At 45.5% G+C, this 17,684-nt stretch carries 16 protein-coding genes; 13 read left to right on the top strand and 3 right to left on the bottom strand.

Annotated features, from left to right (window positions below; all coding sequences use genetic code 11):
• Positions 1–37 precede the first annotated feature (37 nt).
• Positions 38–1,783: a methyl-accepting chemotaxis protein gene (locus ABIE27_RS11525; RefSeq protein ID WP_123064523.1), complete on the bottom strand. Its 1,746-nt coding sequence runs from the start codon at positions 1,781–1,783 to the stop codon at positions 38–40.
• Between the two features lie 510 nt (positions 1,784–2,293).
• Here ABIE27_RS11525 and rpiA point away from each other — a divergent pair.
• The 13 genes from rpiA to ABIE27_RS11460 all read left to right on the top strand — a co-directional run bounded on the left by rpiA (position 2,294) and on the right by ABIE27_RS11460 (position 15,802).
• Entirely contained in the window at positions 2,294–2,965 is a 672-nt protein-coding gene (gene rpiA, locus ABIE27_RS11520) for a ribose-5-phosphate isomerase RpiA (RefSeq protein WP_429350562.1), read from the top strand.
• A 34-nt stretch (positions 2,966–2,999) separates the two neighbouring features.
• Complete coding sequence (locus ABIE27_RS11515; RefSeq protein ID WP_123064386.1) at positions 3,000–3,599, top strand: GNAT family N-acetyltransferase; 600 nt, start codon at positions 3,000–3,002, stop codon at positions 3,597–3,599.
• Positions 3,600–3,614: 15 nt separating this feature from the next.
• Positions 3,615–4,076, top strand: a complete 462-nt coding sequence (locus ABIE27_RS11510) for a MarR family winged helix-turn-helix transcriptional regulator (RefSeq protein ID WP_123064387.1) — start codon at positions 3,615–3,617, stop codon at positions 4,074–4,076.
• Positions 4,077–4,286: 210 nt separating this feature from the next.
• On the top strand, positions 4,287–5,375 hold the full coding sequence (locus ABIE27_RS11505) for a cobalamin B12-binding domain-containing protein (RefSeq protein ID WP_123064388.1): 1,089 nt from the start codon (positions 4,287–4,289) through the stop codon (positions 5,373–5,375).
• Between the two features lie 15 nt (positions 5,376–5,390).
• On the top strand, positions 5,391–7,154 hold the full coding sequence (locus ABIE27_RS11500) for an ATP-binding protein (RefSeq protein ID WP_429350561.1): 1,764 nt from the start codon (positions 5,391–5,393) through the stop codon (positions 7,152–7,154).
• Positions 7,155–7,236: 82 nt separating this feature from the next.
• On the top strand, positions 7,237–8,181 hold the full coding sequence (locus ABIE27_RS11495) for an alpha/beta hydrolase (RefSeq protein ID WP_123064390.1): 945 nt from the start codon (positions 7,237–7,239) through the stop codon (positions 8,179–8,181).
• 169 nt (positions 8,182–8,350) lie between these two features.
• Positions 8,351–8,599 carry a hypothetical protein gene (locus ABIE27_RS11490; RefSeq protein WP_161556920.1) on the top strand — a complete coding sequence of 83 codons (249 nt, stop codon included), beginning with the start codon at positions 8,351–8,353 and terminating at the stop codon, positions 8,597–8,599.
• Positions 8,600–8,640: 41 nt separating this feature from the next.
• Positions 8,641–9,354, top strand: coding sequence for a class I SAM-dependent methyltransferase (locus ABIE27_RS11485; RefSeq protein WP_429350560.1), 714 nt, complete (start codon positions 8,641–8,643; stop codon positions 9,352–9,354).
• Positions 9,355–9,488: 134 nt separating this feature from the next.
• On the top strand, positions 9,489–9,923 hold the full coding sequence (locus ABIE27_RS11480; protein WP_240036831.1) for a GNAT family N-acetyltransferase: 435 nt from the start codon (positions 9,489–9,491) through the stop codon (positions 9,921–9,923).
• A gap of 208 nt (positions 9,924–10,131) precedes the next feature.
• The gene (locus ABIE27_RS11475) at positions 10,132–10,590 is read left to right on the top strand and encodes a MarR family winged helix-turn-helix transcriptional regulator (protein ID WP_123064394.1); all 459 of its coding nucleotides are present in this window, start codon (positions 10,132–10,134) and stop codon (positions 10,588–10,590) included.
• The gene (locus tag ABIE27_RS11470) at positions 10,587–13,754 is read left to right on the top strand and encodes an MMPL family transporter (RefSeq protein ID WP_429350559.1); all 3,168 of its coding nucleotides are present in this window, start codon (positions 10,587–10,589) and stop codon (positions 13,752–13,754) included. The genes ABIE27_RS11475 and ABIE27_RS11470 overlap by 4 nt, the downstream gene beginning before the upstream one ends.
• Positions 13,755–13,937: 183 nt before the next feature.
• Positions 13,938–14,600 carry a GDSL-type esterase/lipase family protein gene (locus ABIE27_RS11465; protein WP_240036833.1) on the top strand — a complete coding sequence of 221 codons (663 nt, stop codon included), beginning with the start codon at positions 13,938–13,940 and terminating at the stop codon, positions 14,598–14,600.
• Between the two features lie 86 nt (positions 14,601–14,686).
• Positions 14,687–15,802 (top strand): phosphotransferase enzyme family protein, encoded by a 1,116-nt coding sequence (locus tag ABIE27_RS11460; protein WP_161556921.1) that lies wholly within the window; start codon positions 14,687–14,689, stop codon positions 15,800–15,802.
• A 109-nt stretch (positions 15,803–15,911) separates the two neighbouring features.
• Here ABIE27_RS11460 and ABIE27_RS11455 read toward each other — a convergent pair whose 3' ends face one another.
• Both ABIE27_RS11455 and ABIE27_RS11450 read right to left on the bottom strand, forming a co-directional pair.
• Positions 15,912–16,589, bottom strand: coding sequence for a tetratricopeptide repeat protein (locus ABIE27_RS11455; protein WP_429350558.1), 678 nt, complete (start codon positions 16,587–16,589; stop codon positions 15,912–15,914).
• Between the two features lie 107 nt (positions 16,590–16,696).
• Complete coding sequence (locus ABIE27_RS11450; RefSeq protein WP_123064397.1) at positions 16,697–17,575, bottom strand: AraC family transcriptional regulator; 879 nt, start codon at positions 17,573–17,575, stop codon at positions 16,697–16,699.
• Positions 17,576–17,684: the final 109 nt, after the last annotated feature.

The raw sequence follows: 17,684 nt of genomic DNA, 5'->3' as shown, positions 1-17,684 counted from the left end.
TATCCTCCTTGGTTGAAACCGAGTGTTAGTTATTTTTTTATTGTTGCTTGCTTACATTGAAATGAGAAATCAATTCCTGCAGCTCTTCAGACATATCATTGAGTCGAGTGGAGGAGTCTACCAGCGTAATCAGAGAAGCCTTTTGCTCGTCTACAGATACAGAGATCTTTTCACTGCTATCAGCTGTCTTGCTTACGCTTGCAGACAAATCATCCGCTGTTGCAGTCATCTCTTCTGTGCCTGCTGAAATTTCCTGGGTTGCACTCGAAACTTCCTGAATCTGATGGGATACCTTTTTCGCTGCTTCCAAGATTTCATCAAACAATTGACCGGTTTGATCGGCTACGGAGAGACCTGTATCTACTTCAGATGTACCTTGTTCCATGGCTTGAACAGCTTGTTTAATACCAGCCTGGATCTCTTGAATCAATACGCCAACCTGACTGGTTGCCTGTTCAGACTGTTCGGCAAGCTTACGGACTTCGCCAGCTACGACCGCAAAACCTCTTCCTTCTTCACCTACACGAGCTGCTTCAATGGATGCATTAAGAGCAAGCAGATTAGTTTGGCTTGATATCCCTGAGATTATGTTCAGAATGTCACCGATTTCCTGTGAACGGCTCTCAAGGACTTCGATTGCAGAAGCCGTATTTTTCACAGACTGCGTAATCAGGTTCATTTGCTCGGATACCTGACGAACTACAGTATTACCTTGTTGTGAACGGCGCTCCATCTCATAGGCTTCGTCCGCAACACTTGCGGAACTACTTGCAATGGTCTGGATTACGGTAGCCATCTCGGACATTGCGCGTGCGCTGTCACGGGTAGCCTGTTCTTGTGAACGGATGTTTGTACTAATATGCACAACGTTACTGTTAATAGAGTCTGCATTTTCACTGTTACGCTCAGAGACTTCATAAAGTTCCTTCGCAGACTGGTTTACTTCCTGAGAGGTCATTTGTACTTTAACGATCGTGTCATTGATACGGCGTACCATGACGTTGAATTTTTCGTTTACAAGTCCCAGATCGTCTTTTCCTGTCGGGATGTTGACATCCAAATTACCTCTGCTGACTTCATCAATGCCTTTGATCAGATGACGAATCGGAGAGAGGGTGTTTTTAACGACAAGATATTGAATAATGAGGAACAGGAGCAAGAACGCTACAAGAATAATAACTCCATTTAATAACAAGGAATTCAGACCTTTTGGAACTGCACTGGCGTCCGCATCCACAGCGAAATAAGCAAAAATTTTGCCGTTGCTGTCTTTGATCGGATAAGCAATGGTTGTCCAGGTTCCGAAGTCATCGGAATAAAAGGTGGTGAACGTTGGACGATCGGTATTTAGCATCTCTTTCAGAGCATTGGCTACAACGACCGGTTGTTCGTACATATCGCCAATATTTACGTTGTCGCTCTGAAAAGCCTCTCTCAGGTTCGTTGGCATTGCAACAAGGGAAGTTAACCGTTTGTTGTCGCCGCCAAGCTCCACACCGAAGATATAGGCTTGTGCAATGTTAGGATAATATTTTTGCATTTCGTCAAAATAAGCTCTTAGTTTCGTCTGAGCAGTACCGTCGTAGCTGCGCTCTGTGATTGCAGTTTGTACATCTGCGGCATTAATATCTTGAGCCCACTTTTTCGTAATCTGTGATACTTGTCCATGCAGTTGATCGACCAGAATCGTTCTTTGGAAGTAATAACTGCTTGCAATCAGAGCCACGCCAATAATGATGATGTTGGTAAATGAGAGCAATAGGTTTTTGGAGAAAAACGACATGTTTTTCCAACTCAATGATTTCACTAAACTCCACTCCTGATCTTCTGTAAATTAAGAATCTGTAAGATGCGCTTTTGGAGCAAAAATTATTTCATTCTGTCATCTCCTTCTAAAAGGGAAAGTGCGACAATGGTCTCGGTTTCTTGGTCACTATGCAAGACTTATGTACCCTTTCGAAACAACTGTGTCTAATTATTAAAACACATCTATATCTATTATGTCGTGCAAAATGTCGTTAAATTGAATAGCTTTGTTAAAACTTTTTTAATATTTTACGTACTTATGGACATATCTTTCTTTTTATAGGTAATTAGTACTGTTTATTTTTAAAAATTGCCATTTTTTAGTTTCATTCTGTATTCTATAACATAGCAAGGAAAATTACACCATTTATCATCAAAAAATCGGTCTTAATCTGTCCAGGAAGCTTGGATATACATCGGATGAGGTTTTATCTATAATAACTACATATGGTTTTATACAAATTAAAGAGCAGGCGGGGGTTAAATAATGAATCTGAAGCAGATTGCGGCAGAACATGCGGCATCGTTCGTTGAAGATGGAATGAAAGTTGGTTTGGGCACAGGCTCAACCGCATATTATGCAATATGTCGAATTGGGGAGCGGGTTCGGGCAGGTCTGAACATTCAGGCAGTAGCTACCTCAGAGGCTTCAGACAAGCTGGCACGGGAATGGGGCATTCCAATTATTCCTTTTGACCAGATTGGACGATTGGATCTGACGATTGATGGAGCGGATGAAGTAGATCCGGATTTCAACCTGATCAAAGGCGGTGGCGGAGCTCTTTTGCGTGAAAAAATAGTGGCAGCAAATAGCGATAAGCTGATTATTGTTGCTGACGGTAGCAAGGCTGTACAAAAACTGGGGAAATTCCCTTTACCGGTTGAGGTCGTACCTTTTGCATCGGAATGGACTTTTAAGGCGCTCGAAAACATGGGATGTCAGCCGAAGTGGCGGATGGATGGGCCAAAACAATACCTTACGGATAACGGAAATCTGATTGCAGACTGTCAACTGGGGGCCATTGCCGATGCTTCCGAACTTAACGTACAACTGAATATGTTACCAGGTGTCGTGGATAATGGACTATTTGTGAAGATGGCAGACGTTGTGATCATTGCCAAAGAAGACGGCAGTATAGACGAACTTCACCGTCCGTAACGAATTTAAAGGAAAGCAGGTGTCATGATCCAGAATGAGAGAACTGCCCCTTAGAGATGATGAGCTTGTTCTTCGAATCGTGGAGCAAGATGACCTTACTGAACTATATGAGCTGATCTATAAGGATGACCACCCCGAATGGAAAAAGTGGGATGCACCTTATTATCCGCTGGAGCGTGAACCATACGAGCGTTTTGTGCATCATACGCTTGCACGGCTGGAAGCAGATCAAAAAGCAGCACGGCCAGCATCCAGTCGGGTCATTGAGGCAGACGGAGAAATCGTGGGACTGATTAGTTATTATATTGAAGATCCGTTATCGATGTGGCTTGAGATGGGAATTATCATCTACAAACCATCTCGATGGGGGAGAGGGATCGGTACACGTTCACTTCATATGTGGTCAGGTCATTTATTTGAAAATCTGCCTATCGTTAGGGTTGGACTGACTACGTGGTCTGGTAATGAGCGAATGATGAAGGCTGCAACAAAGATCGGGCTGCAAATCGAGGGGCGAATGCGGAAGTGCCGGTTCGTTCTCGGGGACTATTATGATTCAATTCGGATGGGCATGCTCCGCGAGGAATGGGAGCAGAAGTTATCCAGTGAAACGGACGGAAATGCATACAACTGATGGAGGATTATAGAAATGCTGAAAACGGAGGATAACCGGGAGTTGTCATTGCAATTGTTTGTGGTTCTTATTCGCGCTTACAATTCAGTGACATCACGTTCCAATCGGGACATCCAGAGCCATGGACTCAATTCCACAGAATTTGGAGTACTTGACTTGTTATATCATAAAGGACCACAGGCTTTGCAAAAGATCGGTGAAAAAGTATTGATGTCTAGTGGCAATATAACGTATGTTGTTGACAAGTTACAAAACAAGAATTTACTGTTTCGCCGTCCCTCCAAGGAGGATCGCCGAGTTATATATGCGGAATTGACGGAAGAAGGAAAACAGTTATTCACGCAAATATTTCCACAGCATCACCAAGTCATTATCGACATTTTGGAGGGACTTGAACCATCCGAAAAAGTTGAGGCGATCCGCCTGCTGAAGAAACTAGGACTTGCTGCAGAAGGCAAAACGGACCTGCGTATATAACGTGGATCCGTTTTTTTTTTGTCTTTAACATAACTCGGATACTGGCTATATGGCTTGCGTATAGCTTCATAATATAGGAAGATTGTTTTATAGCATCGAAATGATATAGAACGCTCCATGTATACTAGATTAATAGAATTGTCTCAAACGAAATATATACATGAAAAAGATTTGTTTGGCACAGGATGCAGACAAAGGAGGAATGCGCCGATGAGTCATTGGGAGGCCGGAGAACGTTTGCTTCAAGATGCAGGGATCTTGGCTGAGAAAATAACCGAAATGCAGTATCGGTTGCAGCCCGACTTAATGGAGCGTTTCGGTCCGATTGGAAAAATAAGAACCAAGCAGGACTCACAGTACAGTCTGAGCTATCTGGCGGAAAGTGTGCTTGTGAAAAGTCCCAGTTTGTTCACTCACTATATATCGTGGTTAAAAGTGCTGCTTGCCGGTTATCGGGTATCGGCAGAGGATCTGGGAATGAACCTCAAGCTAATCAAACAGGCATTGAATGAAGAATTCGAACAACCTCATCGTGAGCTTCTATTGGAATATTTGGAGTTGGGGATCGATGTCACGAAGCAAATGGAGACCCAGTCCAGCTTTATTCATGAATCTATGCCCTACGGGTTCGAAGCAAAGGCTTATTTACAATATCTTCTGGATAACCGACGGAGAGAAGCTTTTGCTATGATCGATTCGGAATTGGATGCTGGAGCATCGATCCGTGATATGTATCGGTATATTTTTCAGCCTGTTCAATATGAGATTGGTCGGTTATGGCAACTGGGGCAGATTAGTGTAGGTCAGGAGCATTTCTGCACAGCAGCAACACAATCATTTATTTCTCGTTTGTACTCCAGATGGCTGATTGAGCCGAATAAGGGAAAAAGACTGGTCGCGGCCTGTGTGGGGAGTGAACAGCACGAGATTGGGTTGCGCATGCTTACAGATGTATTCGAAATGGAAGGCTGGGATACGTATTATCTTGGAGCTAATGTTCCAAACGGAAGCATTGTGGAAGCAATCAAGCGGCATGAGAGTGATGTAGTAGCGATTTCGGTGACGATGACTTATCATCTTCATCTGGCTAAAGAGTTGATTGAACGTATTCGTAACCATGCAGAAACGGCTCATATCAAAGTGATGGTTGGCGGTTATCCGTTTAATATAGACAAGGAATTATGGCGAGCAGTCGGTGCTGATGGTTATGCACCTGGAGCAGAAGAGGCTGTTGCTATTGCTGAACGTCTGCTTAATCATCCAGTGTCGCTTGACAATGTAAGTACGGCAAGTGAATAGGGAAGGGATGAAGGGATGCCGAATGACAATGAAGAGATACAGAGGCTGCGTAAAACGATTGAGCAGTTATCGGACCAACTGATTCGAAGCAAAGAGCAAGAGGAACGCACACTGTCAGCATTTTCCGATATGAATAATGAGCTTGTGACGCTTCAGCGGCAACTTTCCAAGAACAATGCAGGCCTGGAGTCAGCACGTCAGAAGGCTGTAGCATCTGACGAATCAAAAAGTGCTTTTATGGCGGTCATTAGCCACGACTTTCGGACACCGCTAAACGGAATATTGGGGATGGCTGAGTTGTTAATGTTATCGCCGTTATCGGAGGAGCAGAAAGATTCAGTAAATGTTATCCAAGAGGCAGCCAAGCTTTTGCTCAAATTAATTCAGGATCTTCTCGATTTTTCCAAACTTGAAGCAGGTCAATTGCGTCTTGAACAAGGAGAGGTGAAGCTCCAAGAGATTCTGGATCACATCTTGCGTTTGCTTAAGCCACAGATTGATAAGAAAAGAAATTGTATTACCATGGATTGTGACCCAGAAGTCGCCGCCGTACTTGAAGGAGATTCCACTCGAATTACACAAATACTGATTAACCTGATTCAGAACGCAAACAAATTCACTACCGATGGATCTGTTAAGGCGGAAGTTAAGCTTGTGAGGCATCAGGCACGCACTCAGCTTGTACGCTTCGAGGTGCATGATACGGGGATCGGTATTTCAAAAGCAGACCAGGCTCGTCTTTTTCAGCCATATATGCAGACAGAACAGGGACGTTCGAAAGAGCATGAAGGTACAGGCCTTGGTTTATCGATCTGCAAGTCACTCGTTCAATTAATGAACGGAGAGATTGGAATCCAGAGTAAGGAAGGACAAGGGTCCACTTTCTGGTTTGAGCTTGAACTTGGGCTACAAAGGGTGGAAAGCGGAGAAAGTGCCCAGCTAACGGTAGCAGACGAAACTTCGAATCCTACAGATGGTGCGAAAAACGATGTTGGTGATACAACGAAGAACAGTTCTCGGGATGCACCTGAGCAGGAGGCCCGCACTGTACCGATTCTACTGGCTGATGACAATGTTATTAACCGCCAGCTTGTTCAACTGCAACTCAAAAAGCTGGGTTTTACTGAACTCGAATGTGTCTCCAGTGGGGAAGAAGCTGTGAATGCATTTCGCGATAAAACATACAGTCTGATTTTGATGGATAGTATGATGCCCGTTATGGACGGGATTGAAGCCGCACGTCAGATTCGTGCAATGGAGCGGGATGAGATGCGTCCAGCGACGCCGATTATCGCAATGACCGGCAATGTAATGCAAAGTGAGAAGGACAGGTGTTATGAGGCTGGAATGAATGACTTTATCGGTAAGCCAGTTACCTTAGAGGTGCTCGGCACGACCATTCGGAAGTGGCACTCGGCATCGAAACCTGCACAGATTCTGAATATGGACGTTGTCCGTGAAATTGCTGAATTAAACACGGATGGCAGTCAAACGTTGCTCAGCATGTTGCTGGAGATGTACCGTGCGGAAACGCCGGGTAAAATTGAGGACCTGCGCAGGCATGTTGTTTCAGCCGATCATGAAGCGGCAGCCGAGACAGCCCATGATTTGAAATCAGGAAGTCTGAGCCTCGGTATTAGTTATCTCTCAACGTTGTTCAGCCAGATTGAGGAATACGCGAAACAGGAACGAACCCATCAAGCAGAACCATTGCTGGACAAGCTTCTTCCCGCGTACCAGGTTGCTTGCGGAGCGCTTCAGCAGGTTAACAAAAGTTGAAGCATGCTAGGTTGTGAAGCATTATAACCTGATTAAACATGGAGTCGCTATAACTCATTGACTGAAATGGAGGATCTTTTACATGATATTTTATGGGCTGGCGGCTCTCATAATAACAATAATGGCTCTGCTATGGGGCGGAGGGCTTTATTTCTTCAAGACAGCCATTCGTCGTACACCGAAAACATTTTTGGCGGATAACCCCAATCTTAAGATGGAAGTGGAAGATGAACTGATCAGCACTGTTGCTGATTTACACTGGCTTGATGCTCAGGATAGCAAGACCGTTACCATTCAGTCTCAAGATGGATTGAGACTTTCCGGCATCTGGCTCTCATCAAAGAACGAGTCTGCAAGAACAGTTATTCTGGCTCACGGCTACTCGGGGAAAGGCAGAGAAATGGCGGGGTTCGCCCGATTTTACGCTGAAACTCTGGGTTATCACGTATTAATGCCGGATGATCGCGGACATGGTCAGAGTGAAGGAGAGATCATCGGATTTGGCTGGTTAGACCGGAAAGACTATATTCAGTGGATCGGTTGGGTTCTGGATCATGTGGACAAAAATGCAGATATTGTTCTGCATGGCATATCGATGGGAGGTGCCACTGTGCTGATGACAGGCGGGGAAGAACTGCCGGATCAGGTCAGAGCCATCGTATCGGACTGTGCGTATACCTCGGTGGAGGAGGAATTGACGTTTCAGTTGAAGCAGTTGTACAAGCTACCGGCCTTTCCGTTCATTCCGGTGACCAGTTTGATTACCAAATGGAAAGCAGGGTACTCGTTTAAAGAAGCATCCGCACTGAAACAACTAGCCAAGGTTAACGTTCCTGTGCTGTTCATCCATGGTGAGGCGGACATGTTTGTGCCAACGGAAATGGTGTATCGTTTGTACGAAGTTTGTAAGGCAGAGAAGGAACTGCTGACGATTCCCCGTGCAGGTCACGGAACGGCGTTTCAGGTTGATCGCGAGAAATATAAAGCGGTGCTAGAAGCTTTTTTGCAGAAACACATGCCGCGTTGAGAGAGGGTTCACTGATTACCTAAATGTTGTTAAACTTTCAGTTATATATTGACCATCCAACATAGATTTCACTTGGAGGGAGATAGATATGCCACGTTTTTCAAGAGAATGCTCGTATTGTCATCAACCTATGGGAGCGGATGAATTCAAATGTAAGTCGTGCGGCAATATGGTAACGACCAAAACGGCAAAGCCAGATCAGCCATATATGGTGGAGTATGAAGAATCGACATTGGATCGTTACTCTATGGTACTGCTCGTCATCATGACGATATTTTTTGCGCCTATTGCGATGACTGTCGGTGGAATACTGTTATTTAATGACTATGCGAGTAAACGAGATGCGGGGAAAATACTTGTCACGGCCAGTTTAGTCATGATGGTGATCTATATGATTCTTTTCTTCGCTTTTGGGTGAACGTTACTGTAAGGTCTAAATCCATTACAGGAGGTACCGGAATGCGAGAAGAACAGTTTGAGGCTGCTCGTCAAGCTGAAGCGGGATATCATTCTAACTTTTATAAAAACAATGAACTGTTTGAAGAAGGAACATGGATGTCCAGACCCATGCCTATGGTGGTGGAGATGTTGGAACGTTTGCTTGTTCATAAACAACAATTACGTGTACTTGACCTGGGATGCGGTGTGGGCAGACACACCATACCGATTGCACAACGTTTGTCAGACACAAACAGCGAGGTTATTGGCGTGGATCTGCTGGATGAAGCGGTAGACGGACTTCGTAAGTATGCGAAGCAGTATGAGGTGGATCACATCGTTCAGGCCGAAAAAGCAGATGTTGAGCATTACCGGATTCAACCGAATGCCTTTGATTTTATTGCGGCTTGTTCATGTTTGGAGCACACATCCAGCAAAGAGGCCTTTCTTGAAACAGTGGAGCGCTTAAAAGAGGGAACCCGGCTCGGAGGTATCCATTGTATTACGATGAGTACCAGTGTGGAAGAAAAAGAAATCCAGACAGGCCGTCAGATCGAGCCATTGATTGAATTGAACTTGCCCACATCCGAAGTCATCGCATTACTGGAACAGGCCTACGAGGACTGGAACATTCTGTTTCAGGAGCATGTAACCCAGACGATCCAAGAAGAGAAGTATGATGAACCTACAGAGTTTCGTTGCGAGTTGCTTCGGTTTGCTGTGCAGAAAGACTAAGTACTTTTCTTGAACTTTGCAGCGATACCGTCTACAATACGATAGCGGGTTGAGTTAGACCTAGATCGATAGTAGGCTGAACAGGTTTAAACATTCTCGGCACGAGAAGTACGTATATTGGAGGAATTGTTTTGTTGAAAAATTTGAAGCCACGACTGCAGGAGCCGGAAGTACAAGAGTTGCTCTCATACGCTATCTTTCCTGACCCGGATCAGGTCACTCAGACGGTACAGCAGTATGTTACACAAAGTAACCTGTTTTTGACCGGATATGAGGATGAAGGGCAGCTGGTCGGTCTAATTGGCTATGAACATACGGGAACGAGCGAAATTACGATTCGCCATATTGCAGTTCTGCCTGAGAACCGCTTCAAAAATTATGGGCGGGGCATGATTTCACAGCTTCTAGCAGAGTACAATCCGGATACTTTGATCGCAGAGACAGATCAGGAAGCGGTGGAGTTTTACCGAAACACAGGATTTGTTGTCTATAGTCTTGGCGAATTGGTTCCAGGTGTGGAGAGATTCCGCTGTGTGCTTGAGAAAGAAGACGATGAGCACGATGTTTAGCGAGGGATGTGCGTAAAGCATTCTGTGTATAATCTTATACGAAAATTCAGATAGGATATTTGGCTTGGCAAAGGTGCTGAGCCGGATGTCCTGTTTTTTTGTTTAAAAAGTAGGAGAAAAGTATTGCTTTGCGCTATAGTTTCATTATAGAATAGTTTTGCTGACGAATAGTTCGATAAGTGAACTAATTTTGGGAGGAAAAAAATATATGAACATTCCAGATGCCAAAAGTTTGGTAAACCGTTATCTGGATGCGTCTTTTCTGGTTAACAAACGGTTTGATACCCAGATACGAGAAAAGGTAGGGCAGACAGTCACAACGGATCAGTTTTGTGCACTGCGTCTCATACATGAGAAGCCTGCCTGCACCCCCTCTGATCTTGCAGAGCTGCTATGTGTGGGCAAGAGCAGCATTACGGCTCTGGTCAACAAGCTGGCTGATCGGAATCTGGTGCATCGTACAGGGGATGAGCGTGATCGTCGTGTCATCTATCTGACTCTGACCGAGGAAGGTCTTCAGATTTACAAGGAAACCGAGCTGGAAATTCAGAAGGTTCTTGAACCTTACTTGAAACATTTTACACCAGAAGCGGTTCAGAACTTTATTGAATCTTTTGAGAAGCTGGCAGCGCTGCTAACACAAGAAGAAGGGCTGGAGAAGCAATGAGAGCGATATTAAAAGGACGCTGGTGGATCATGGGGCTGTGGATTGTCGCGGCCGCTGTATTGATGTTTACCGCGCCAAACATGAGTGAGTTAATTCGGGAGAAAGGGCAATTCTCGGTTCCCGAGGGGTACTCTTCCACAAAAGCAGCTGCAATTCTGGATGAAGCTGCAGCTCAAAATGGAGAACAGAAAGGTACCTCGATCGCACTGGTATTTTATAATCCGGATGGTCTTGGCAAAACAGGCAAACAAGAGGCGGAAAAGGCAGTTAAATTACTCGAGGCCGATAAAGAAAAACTCGGCATTTTGTCTGTTCTGGACCCATTCTCACAGCCAGAACTGTCAGACAAAATGATCTCGAAGGATGGTAAAACCATTCTGACTTCACTCTCGATTGAAATGGGTGACCGCACCGTAAAGGAAATGCGGAATGATCTGAATGGTGCGCTGAAATCAGTGAATGTTGAGCATTATATTACAGGTAAAGGTTTGATTGATGAAGATACGATTGAGAGTTCTCAAGAAGGACTCAAGAAATCGGAATACATTACGGTTGTCTTTATTTTGCTTATTCTTTTCCTCGTATTCCGCTCGTTCGTAGCTCCATTTGTACCGCTATTGACGGTGGGGATCAGTTACATCGTATCCCAGCAGATTGTTGCGTTCCTGGTCGATGGGGTTAACTTCCCACTTTCGACGTTTACACAGATCTTTATGGTTGCGGTCATGTTCGGGATCGGTACAGACTACTGCATTCTATTGATCAGTCGGTTCAAGGAAGAGCTTGCACACCATGAGAACACATGGGATGCCATTATCGCTACATACCGCACCGCAGGTAAAACGGTGTTTTTCTCAGCTCTAGCAGTGCTGGTTGGATTCGTGGCCATCGGTTTTGCACAGTTTATGTTGTACCGTTCTGCGGTCGCTGTTGCTGTAGGAATTGCCGTGATGATGCTGGCACTCGTGACGATTGTGCCGTTTTTTATGGCTGTACTGGGCAGAAAGTTATTCTGGCCGTCTAAAGGGTCGCTCGAACATGCCGAGAGCAAGATCTATGGTGCAGCAGGTAAATTCTCACTTAAACGTCCGTGGGCGGCTTTGTTGATTGTTGCCGCAGTTACTGTGCCTCTTTTGGCGACATACGACGGGAAGTTATCATTTAACAGTCTGGATGAGATTGGTGATAAGTACGATTCGGTCAAAGCCTTTAACATTATTTCAGATAGCTTTGGACCAGGTGAATCCCTCCCAGGTCAGATCGTCATTCAGAATGACGAAACGATGGATAACGCCAAATATATGGCTGTGGCAGAGAAGATTAGCCGCGAAGTAGAGAAAGTTCCCGGGGTTGCGGGTGTTCGCAGTATGACCCGTCCAACGGGGGATGAGATCAAAGATTTTGAAGTAACAAAACAGGTAGGCACACTATCGGATGGTCTGGGCGAGGGCAAGACAGGCCTGGATAAAATCAGCGATGGTCTTAGCAAAGCGAGTAATGAATTGAGCAAAAATGAACCCCAGCTTAAAGAGGCCGCAAACGGAGCAGGTCAGCTAACCAAGGGAACAAGCCAGCTGCAATCTGGTATTACGCAGCTCAGCGATGGACTGAAGCGCATTGAAAAAGGTATTCGGGATGGATCATCTGGTGCAGGGGATCTGAAAGCCGGTCTTCAACAAGCTAAAACCAGTGCAGAGCAACTCGCCAAAGCGAATGATCAGTTGTTGCAGGCTTATCGTCAAGCTGGAGCAGGTGTTGCTGCGCTGGGCGATGGAACGAAGGAACTGGAGCAGCAACTGACAGGTGTTTCAACAGCTTTGACGAGTCTTACAGCATCTTTCTCGGCTCTGGAGGAGCGTTTCCCCGAGTTGCAGCAAGATGCTGACTATCAACGCATCAAAGGTACAATAGGTCAAACCGGTTCAGGCACAGCGCAGCTTGCGCAGGGACTGTCCCAAATTCAAACGAATCTGAGTGCAGCGGCGGCTGGAATCAATCAAGCGAATGAAGGTTTTGCTTCCGCAGCATCCGGACAGAAGGCTTTGGCCGATGGTCTGGGTCAGATTGTAACAGGTATTGGTCAACTGGAGACAGGATTGAAACAGGCTGCCGATGGTCAAGGTAAAGTGATCAAGGAGATTCCTTCGATCCAGAACGGTCTGGGTCAACTTCAGGGAGGACAGGAGAAGATCCAGAAGGGCTTCTCGGATCTCAGTGGTCAATTAACACAACTGACAGACGGCTTGAATCAAAGTGTTGATGGAATCAAGAAGGTATCAGGTGGCTTGGATTCTGCTCAGGATTATTTGACACAACTGCAAAATTCACCGGATTCGGATCTCGCAGGCTGGTACGTACCTGAAGAAGCCTTGAATAACAAGGACTTCAAAAAGGTGTTTGATACGTACCTGTCCAAGGATCGCAAAACGATGACGCTGGATGTTATTTTTGCAGAAAATCCGTATGGTACAGAAGCGATTGGCCGTGTGCCGGATATCGAAGCAGCAGTACATCGTGCAGTTCAGGGCAGTGCGCTTGAAAAAGCTGACGTTGCTGTGGGCGGTGTAACGAGTACATTTGCCGATTTGCAGTCGATCTCGAACAAAGACTACACACGTACGGTTATGCTGATGCTGGCAGGAACTTTTATCATTCTGGTGATCTTGCTTCGTTCTGTTATCATGCCGATTTACCTCATTATTTCGCTGCTGCTTGCGTACTTCACATCGATGGCACTTACGGAAGTAGTCTTTGTGAATATCATGGGTTATGCCGGAATCAGCTGGGTTACGCCATTCTTTGGATTCGTTATGCTGATTGCGCTTGGCGTAGATTACAGCATCTTCCTTATGGATCGATTTAATGAAAACAAAGGGTTGAGAGTACAGGATGCGATATTGTACGCGATGAAAAACATGGGAACCGTCATCTTGTCCGCGGCGGTCATTCTAAGTGGAACTTTCGCTGCGATGTACCCATCCGGGGTACTCTCGATGATGCAAATTGCTACCGTTGTTCTTAGTGGTCTGGTTCTGTATTCCCTATTATTCCTGCCATTCTTCGTACCCGTGATGGTGAAGATGTTCGGGCGGGCGAACTGGTGGCCGTTCCGTAATAAGGAACAGTCGGAATCTTCCGAATCGAATCATACCATTGGCATGTAAACATCTGGCATGTATCATCATTGATATGTTGATATTTCATATGGAAGGGAGGCTCTGCCGCATCATGCGGCGGGGCTTTCTTTTTTTATAATATTCATCATGGACACAAAGATGGGTACGTGCCTAAGGACACTATCCCGCGCTTTGCCGAATCGATCTTCATAGGATATAGGGAGTTCATGAATGATCAGGGAGATCAGCAGAGAGAGGGGCGGCGGGATGGTATATCGTTATGTAGCTATAGGGGATTCCTTGACGGTAGGTACAGGAGCATTGCTCGGAACCGGATTTGTTCCAATCTATCGCCGTATGGCGGAAATGAACCTTCGTACATTTGTATCTATGGACAATTTGGGTGTAAACGGACTAACATCGGCAGAACTGCAGCAGATGATTAACGGGCATCCTCGAGTGCGTCAAGCGCTGCGTGAAGCAGATATGATTACGGTATCCATTGGTGGTAACGATCTGATCCGTACATTTAAAGCTAGCGGGGGTATTCCCAATGCCGGGAAAATGACACAGGTGCTCGGTGAAACACGTCATCATGTATCTCAGGTCATGAGACAAATTCGGCAGTTAAAAGGGGATCAGAAGTACTTTGTTCGTTCCATTGGATTGTACAACCCGTATCCACAGTCAACCGAAGCTGCATATTGGGTGCGACAGTACAATTCTTATCTGAATGGTGCAGGTTCAGGCAACTATGCATGTGCTCAGGTGTACGACAAGTTTGAAGGGCGTGAGCGAGAGTTGCTGTTCTGGGACAGAGTCCATCCAAACGCAAGGGGATATCGGATTATCGCGGAGCAGTTGAATCGAACGGGTTATGTTCCTTTTGCTTGAAGCCTGAAGAAGACTAGACCCGCCTTACAACTTCCGATATGATGAAAGAGTTCGTACAAATTATCATAACAGAGGAGTTCGAATCGGTGTCTAACAAACAGCAAAATTCTCTTCTTCCAACGGAAAAGCAACTCATCTCTGAAGTGTTAGCGTTATACGGCTTCAGATCGGAGTGGCAAGGTAAGCGCAGCAATGGAGGTATGAATAACTCTACTTTTGTGCTTCACACCAGTGATGAAGATTATGTTATGAGACAATACGAAACACATAATGATCAAGCGAAAATAGCTTTTGAACATGGCGTGCTTACGGCACTGTCCAATACAGATTTTGAACTTCATTCCCCAACACCAGTCATTTCATTATCTAGTAGCAGCCGTGAGGACGCAGATCAAGAATTTAAGGAAAGTAATCATTCTAATGAGGAAAATAGGCAGACTTACCAAATTGTACGAGATCATATCACGGGAACATTTAAAATCGTGACTCTGTTTCGTTATCTGAAAGGTGTTAATCCGGTATGGGATTCCCCCGATCAATTGCTTCCTTTGGGACGGGCAGCAGGACATCTCTCAACAGCGCTTGCCAAGCTTAAATTGGAACTTGAGCCAGTATACCCGCCATATTACCGGATCGACGAGGCTTATCCGCTGTGTACACCAGAACGTTTACTAAGAATGTGCGCTTCGCCGCCGGAAACGCTGGAGGCTTGTACTGATGAGTTAAGGCAGTTGCAGGATGAACTGCCAGGTTTGTTCAAAGCACTGCGTGGAATGGAGCAGCTTCCGCATCAAATCGTGCATGGTGATGTGAACGCATCCAATGTGCTTGTGGATCCAGAAGGCAACATGAGTGCGATTCTTGATTTTGAGTTTGCGACCTGGGATCTTCGGGTCATGGAACTGGCGGTTCCGATGTCTGACATGCTGACCATGGACAAGAGCGAAGAATGGATGTGGCAGGCGCAGGCTAATCTGGTGCAGGGGTTTCGAGAAGAGGTTGAACTCACCGCTGACGAACTGGAAGCCATTCCGCAGCTGATCTTGCTGCGAAGTTTGGACGTGGTGATGCATTTTATCAGCAGGATGCTGGAAGGGACAGATAAACCAGAAGTGGCCGCAGGACAAATTGTGAAACTGAAACAGCGAATGGACTGGATGCAGCGGAATGAAGAACAATTACGTCAATTGTTAATGAAATAACATACGTGGAAATAAATAAAATGCACTGGTTTTGCTATGGATAAAAAGCAGAACCAGTACATTTTTCTTTTTTTGTATGATGCTTGCTGACATACGGAGGCAGTTCAATCTACAAAGCACGTTTTCGGAACCAACTGCGGACAGCCCAGCGCCGTTCCTGACGTTTTTTATATTTGGGCAAGGAACGATACACATTCAGGGATTGATCATATGCCTGTTTGGCATCATCATTACGTCCTAGCGAACGGTATACCGAGCCAAGCAGATAAAAGGCTTCACTGGAGGAAGAATGAATTTCCTGAAATTGCTGTACATAATGAAGGGCTTTGTCACGATCCGTATCCTTGAAGGCTGTAGCCAGATTCAGATAAGGCTGTCCGTACTTCACTCTAGGGTTAATCTCAAGTGCGTGCAGAATATGACGTTCGCCCTCCGAGATTTTGCCCAGATACAGTTCAGTTGTTCCCAATGCTTCCCAGTATTCAGCAGACTGCTCGTAAGGGCGTTCCAGTTCAAGCAAAAAGGTATGTGCCTCACTGTAACGTTTGCGTTCAATGAGCAATCGGGCTAATTCAAGCTTGGAAGACACTTCGTTAGGATTCAGAGCTAGCTGCTGTTTCAACCGGGAAATGTTACGCATGCGTTTGATGGGTTTAGTGAAGCTTGGAAATACGCCGACAAAGCGACGATCGAGGAAGTACAGGATAACGAGCAAAATCAGAATGGCAAGGAACGGATTTCCAATGATCTGCCAAAGCAGGCCAAAAATAAGAAATTTAATAATCACAGGTTCAACTCCAGTAACAATGTAATCGTGTTGCACAGACCTTGAATATCATACCATATCCTATCTTGGAATAATATGTTTGTGTGTGTATGTGCCCGTCTCACTTCCTAGCGATGACGTACCATCGTTCTGCGATATGCAGCTGGTGTCGTGCCCGTCAGTTTCTTGAACTGTCTGTAAAAATGAGGCAAACTATCAAATCCACAAGCGTCTGCGACAGCTGCCATCGTTTCATCCCCATTCAGGAGATGCTCTTTTGCCATAATGACTCTACGAGCGAGGACATAATCTGTTAATGTCATTCCTGTGTAGCGCTTGAATGCCCGGCTAAGATGGGCAGGAGACACGGCAGCTTGTTGTGCAAGCTCAGGTAAGGTCAATCGATTGCGCAGTTTAAGATCAATGTCAGACAGAATCGAGGACAGCCATGACGGAGCAGGCAGTGATGTTGTAGCATGACCAGGACCAGTGGCTGATTCCAGACGTTCAAGGAAAATAAGCAAGAGTTGCAATCGGAGCAGTGCGGCGTGAGAGCTCAGATGATGATCGGAACGAAACTCGGCATGAATATCATCAATGAAGGCAGACACTTGTGCCTGCTCGGCATGGTTCAGCTGCCTTTTGTATATTCGCCGTTTGCGGCAACGTTCAAATGGGTGTAGCAGGGAGGAGGACATGCCTCCGGCAGTTGAAGCCAGTAACCCCGGACTGAAGAACAGTGCTGAAGAGGTAACTGGATTACCCGCATCAGGCAGCGCACGGTGCACGGTACTGCCTGGAATAAGAAATAAATCTCCTTCCTGCATATCTTCGAGACCCGTATCAATAAAAATACTTCCCTGTCCCCGATAGACATAGATAATTTCATGCCAGTCGTGCAGATGATCCGGTAATTCATTTTGCGGAGATTTCGTATCACTATAGACAAGGCGAAACGGTATGCCCGATTCGGTCTCAATGGTGGTGCGAACTGGTGAATGTTCCATAAGGGCTCCTTTGGAGACAATGGTCTCAGATAAGATGTCAATTCTGATCAAAAAACAGTATATTTAACGCAATATAAGCAATTTAATTTCCTTTTATTGATGATACAAT

Source organism: Paenibacillus sp. 4624 (genome assembly GCF_050435065.1).
In the GTDB taxonomy this organism is placed as follows: domain Bacteria; phylum Bacillota; class Bacilli; order Paenibacillales; family Paenibacillaceae; genus Paenibacillus; species Paenibacillus amylolyticus_D.
The sequence above is the reverse complement of the archived record's forward strand: the minus strand, read 5'-3'. Positions and strand labels throughout refer to the sequence as shown.

Bases quoted from the DNA above. Each gene is read 5' to 3' on its own strand.
- rpiA (WP_429350562.1), top strand. From the start codon at position 2,294: ATGAATCTGAAGCAGATTGCGGCAGAACATGCGGCATCGTTCGTTGAA.
- ABIE27_RS11500 (WP_429350561.1), top strand. From the start codon at position 5,391: ATGCCGAATGACAATGAAGAGATACAGAGGCTGCGTAAAACGATTGAG.
- ABIE27_RS11505 (WP_123064388.1), top strand. From the start codon at position 4,287: ATGAGTCATTGGGAGGCCGGAGAACGTTTGCTTCAAGATGCAGGGATC.
- ABIE27_RS11465 (WP_240036833.1), top strand. From the start codon at position 13,938: ATGATCAGGGAGATCAGCAGAGAGAGGGGCGGCGGGATGGTATATCGT.
- ABIE27_RS11485 (WP_429350560.1), top strand. From the start codon at position 8,641: ATGCGAGAAGAACAGTTTGAGGCTGCTCGTCAAGCTGAAGCGGGATAT.
- ABIE27_RS11510 (WP_123064387.1), top strand. From the start codon at position 3,615: ATGCTGAAAACGGAGGATAACCGGGAGTTGTCATTGCAATTGTTTGTG.
- ABIE27_RS11525 (WP_123064523.1), bottom strand. From the start codon at position 1,783: ATGTCGTTTTTCTCCAAAAACCTATTGCTCTCATTTACCAACATCATC.
- ABIE27_RS11515 (WP_123064386.1), top strand. From the start codon at position 3,000: ATGAGAGAACTGCCCCTTAGAGATGATGAGCTTGTTCTTCGAATCGTG.
- ABIE27_RS11495 (WP_123064390.1), top strand. From the start codon at position 7,237: ATGATATTTTATGGGCTGGCGGCTCTCATAATAACAATAATGGCTCTG.
- ABIE27_RS11490 (WP_161556920.1), top strand. From the start codon at position 8,351: ATGGTAACGACCAAAACGGCAAAGCCAGATCAGCCATATATGGTGGAG.
- ABIE27_RS11450 (WP_123064397.1), bottom strand. From the start codon at position 17,575: ATGGAACATTCACCAGTTCGCACCACCATTGAGACCGAATCGGGCATA.
- ABIE27_RS11475 (WP_123064394.1), top strand. From the start codon at position 10,132: ATGAACATTCCAGATGCCAAAAGTTTGGTAAACCGTTATCTGGATGCG.
- ABIE27_RS11470 (WP_429350559.1), top strand. From the start codon at position 10,587: ATGAGAGCGATATTAAAAGGACGCTGGTGGATCATGGGGCTGTGGATT.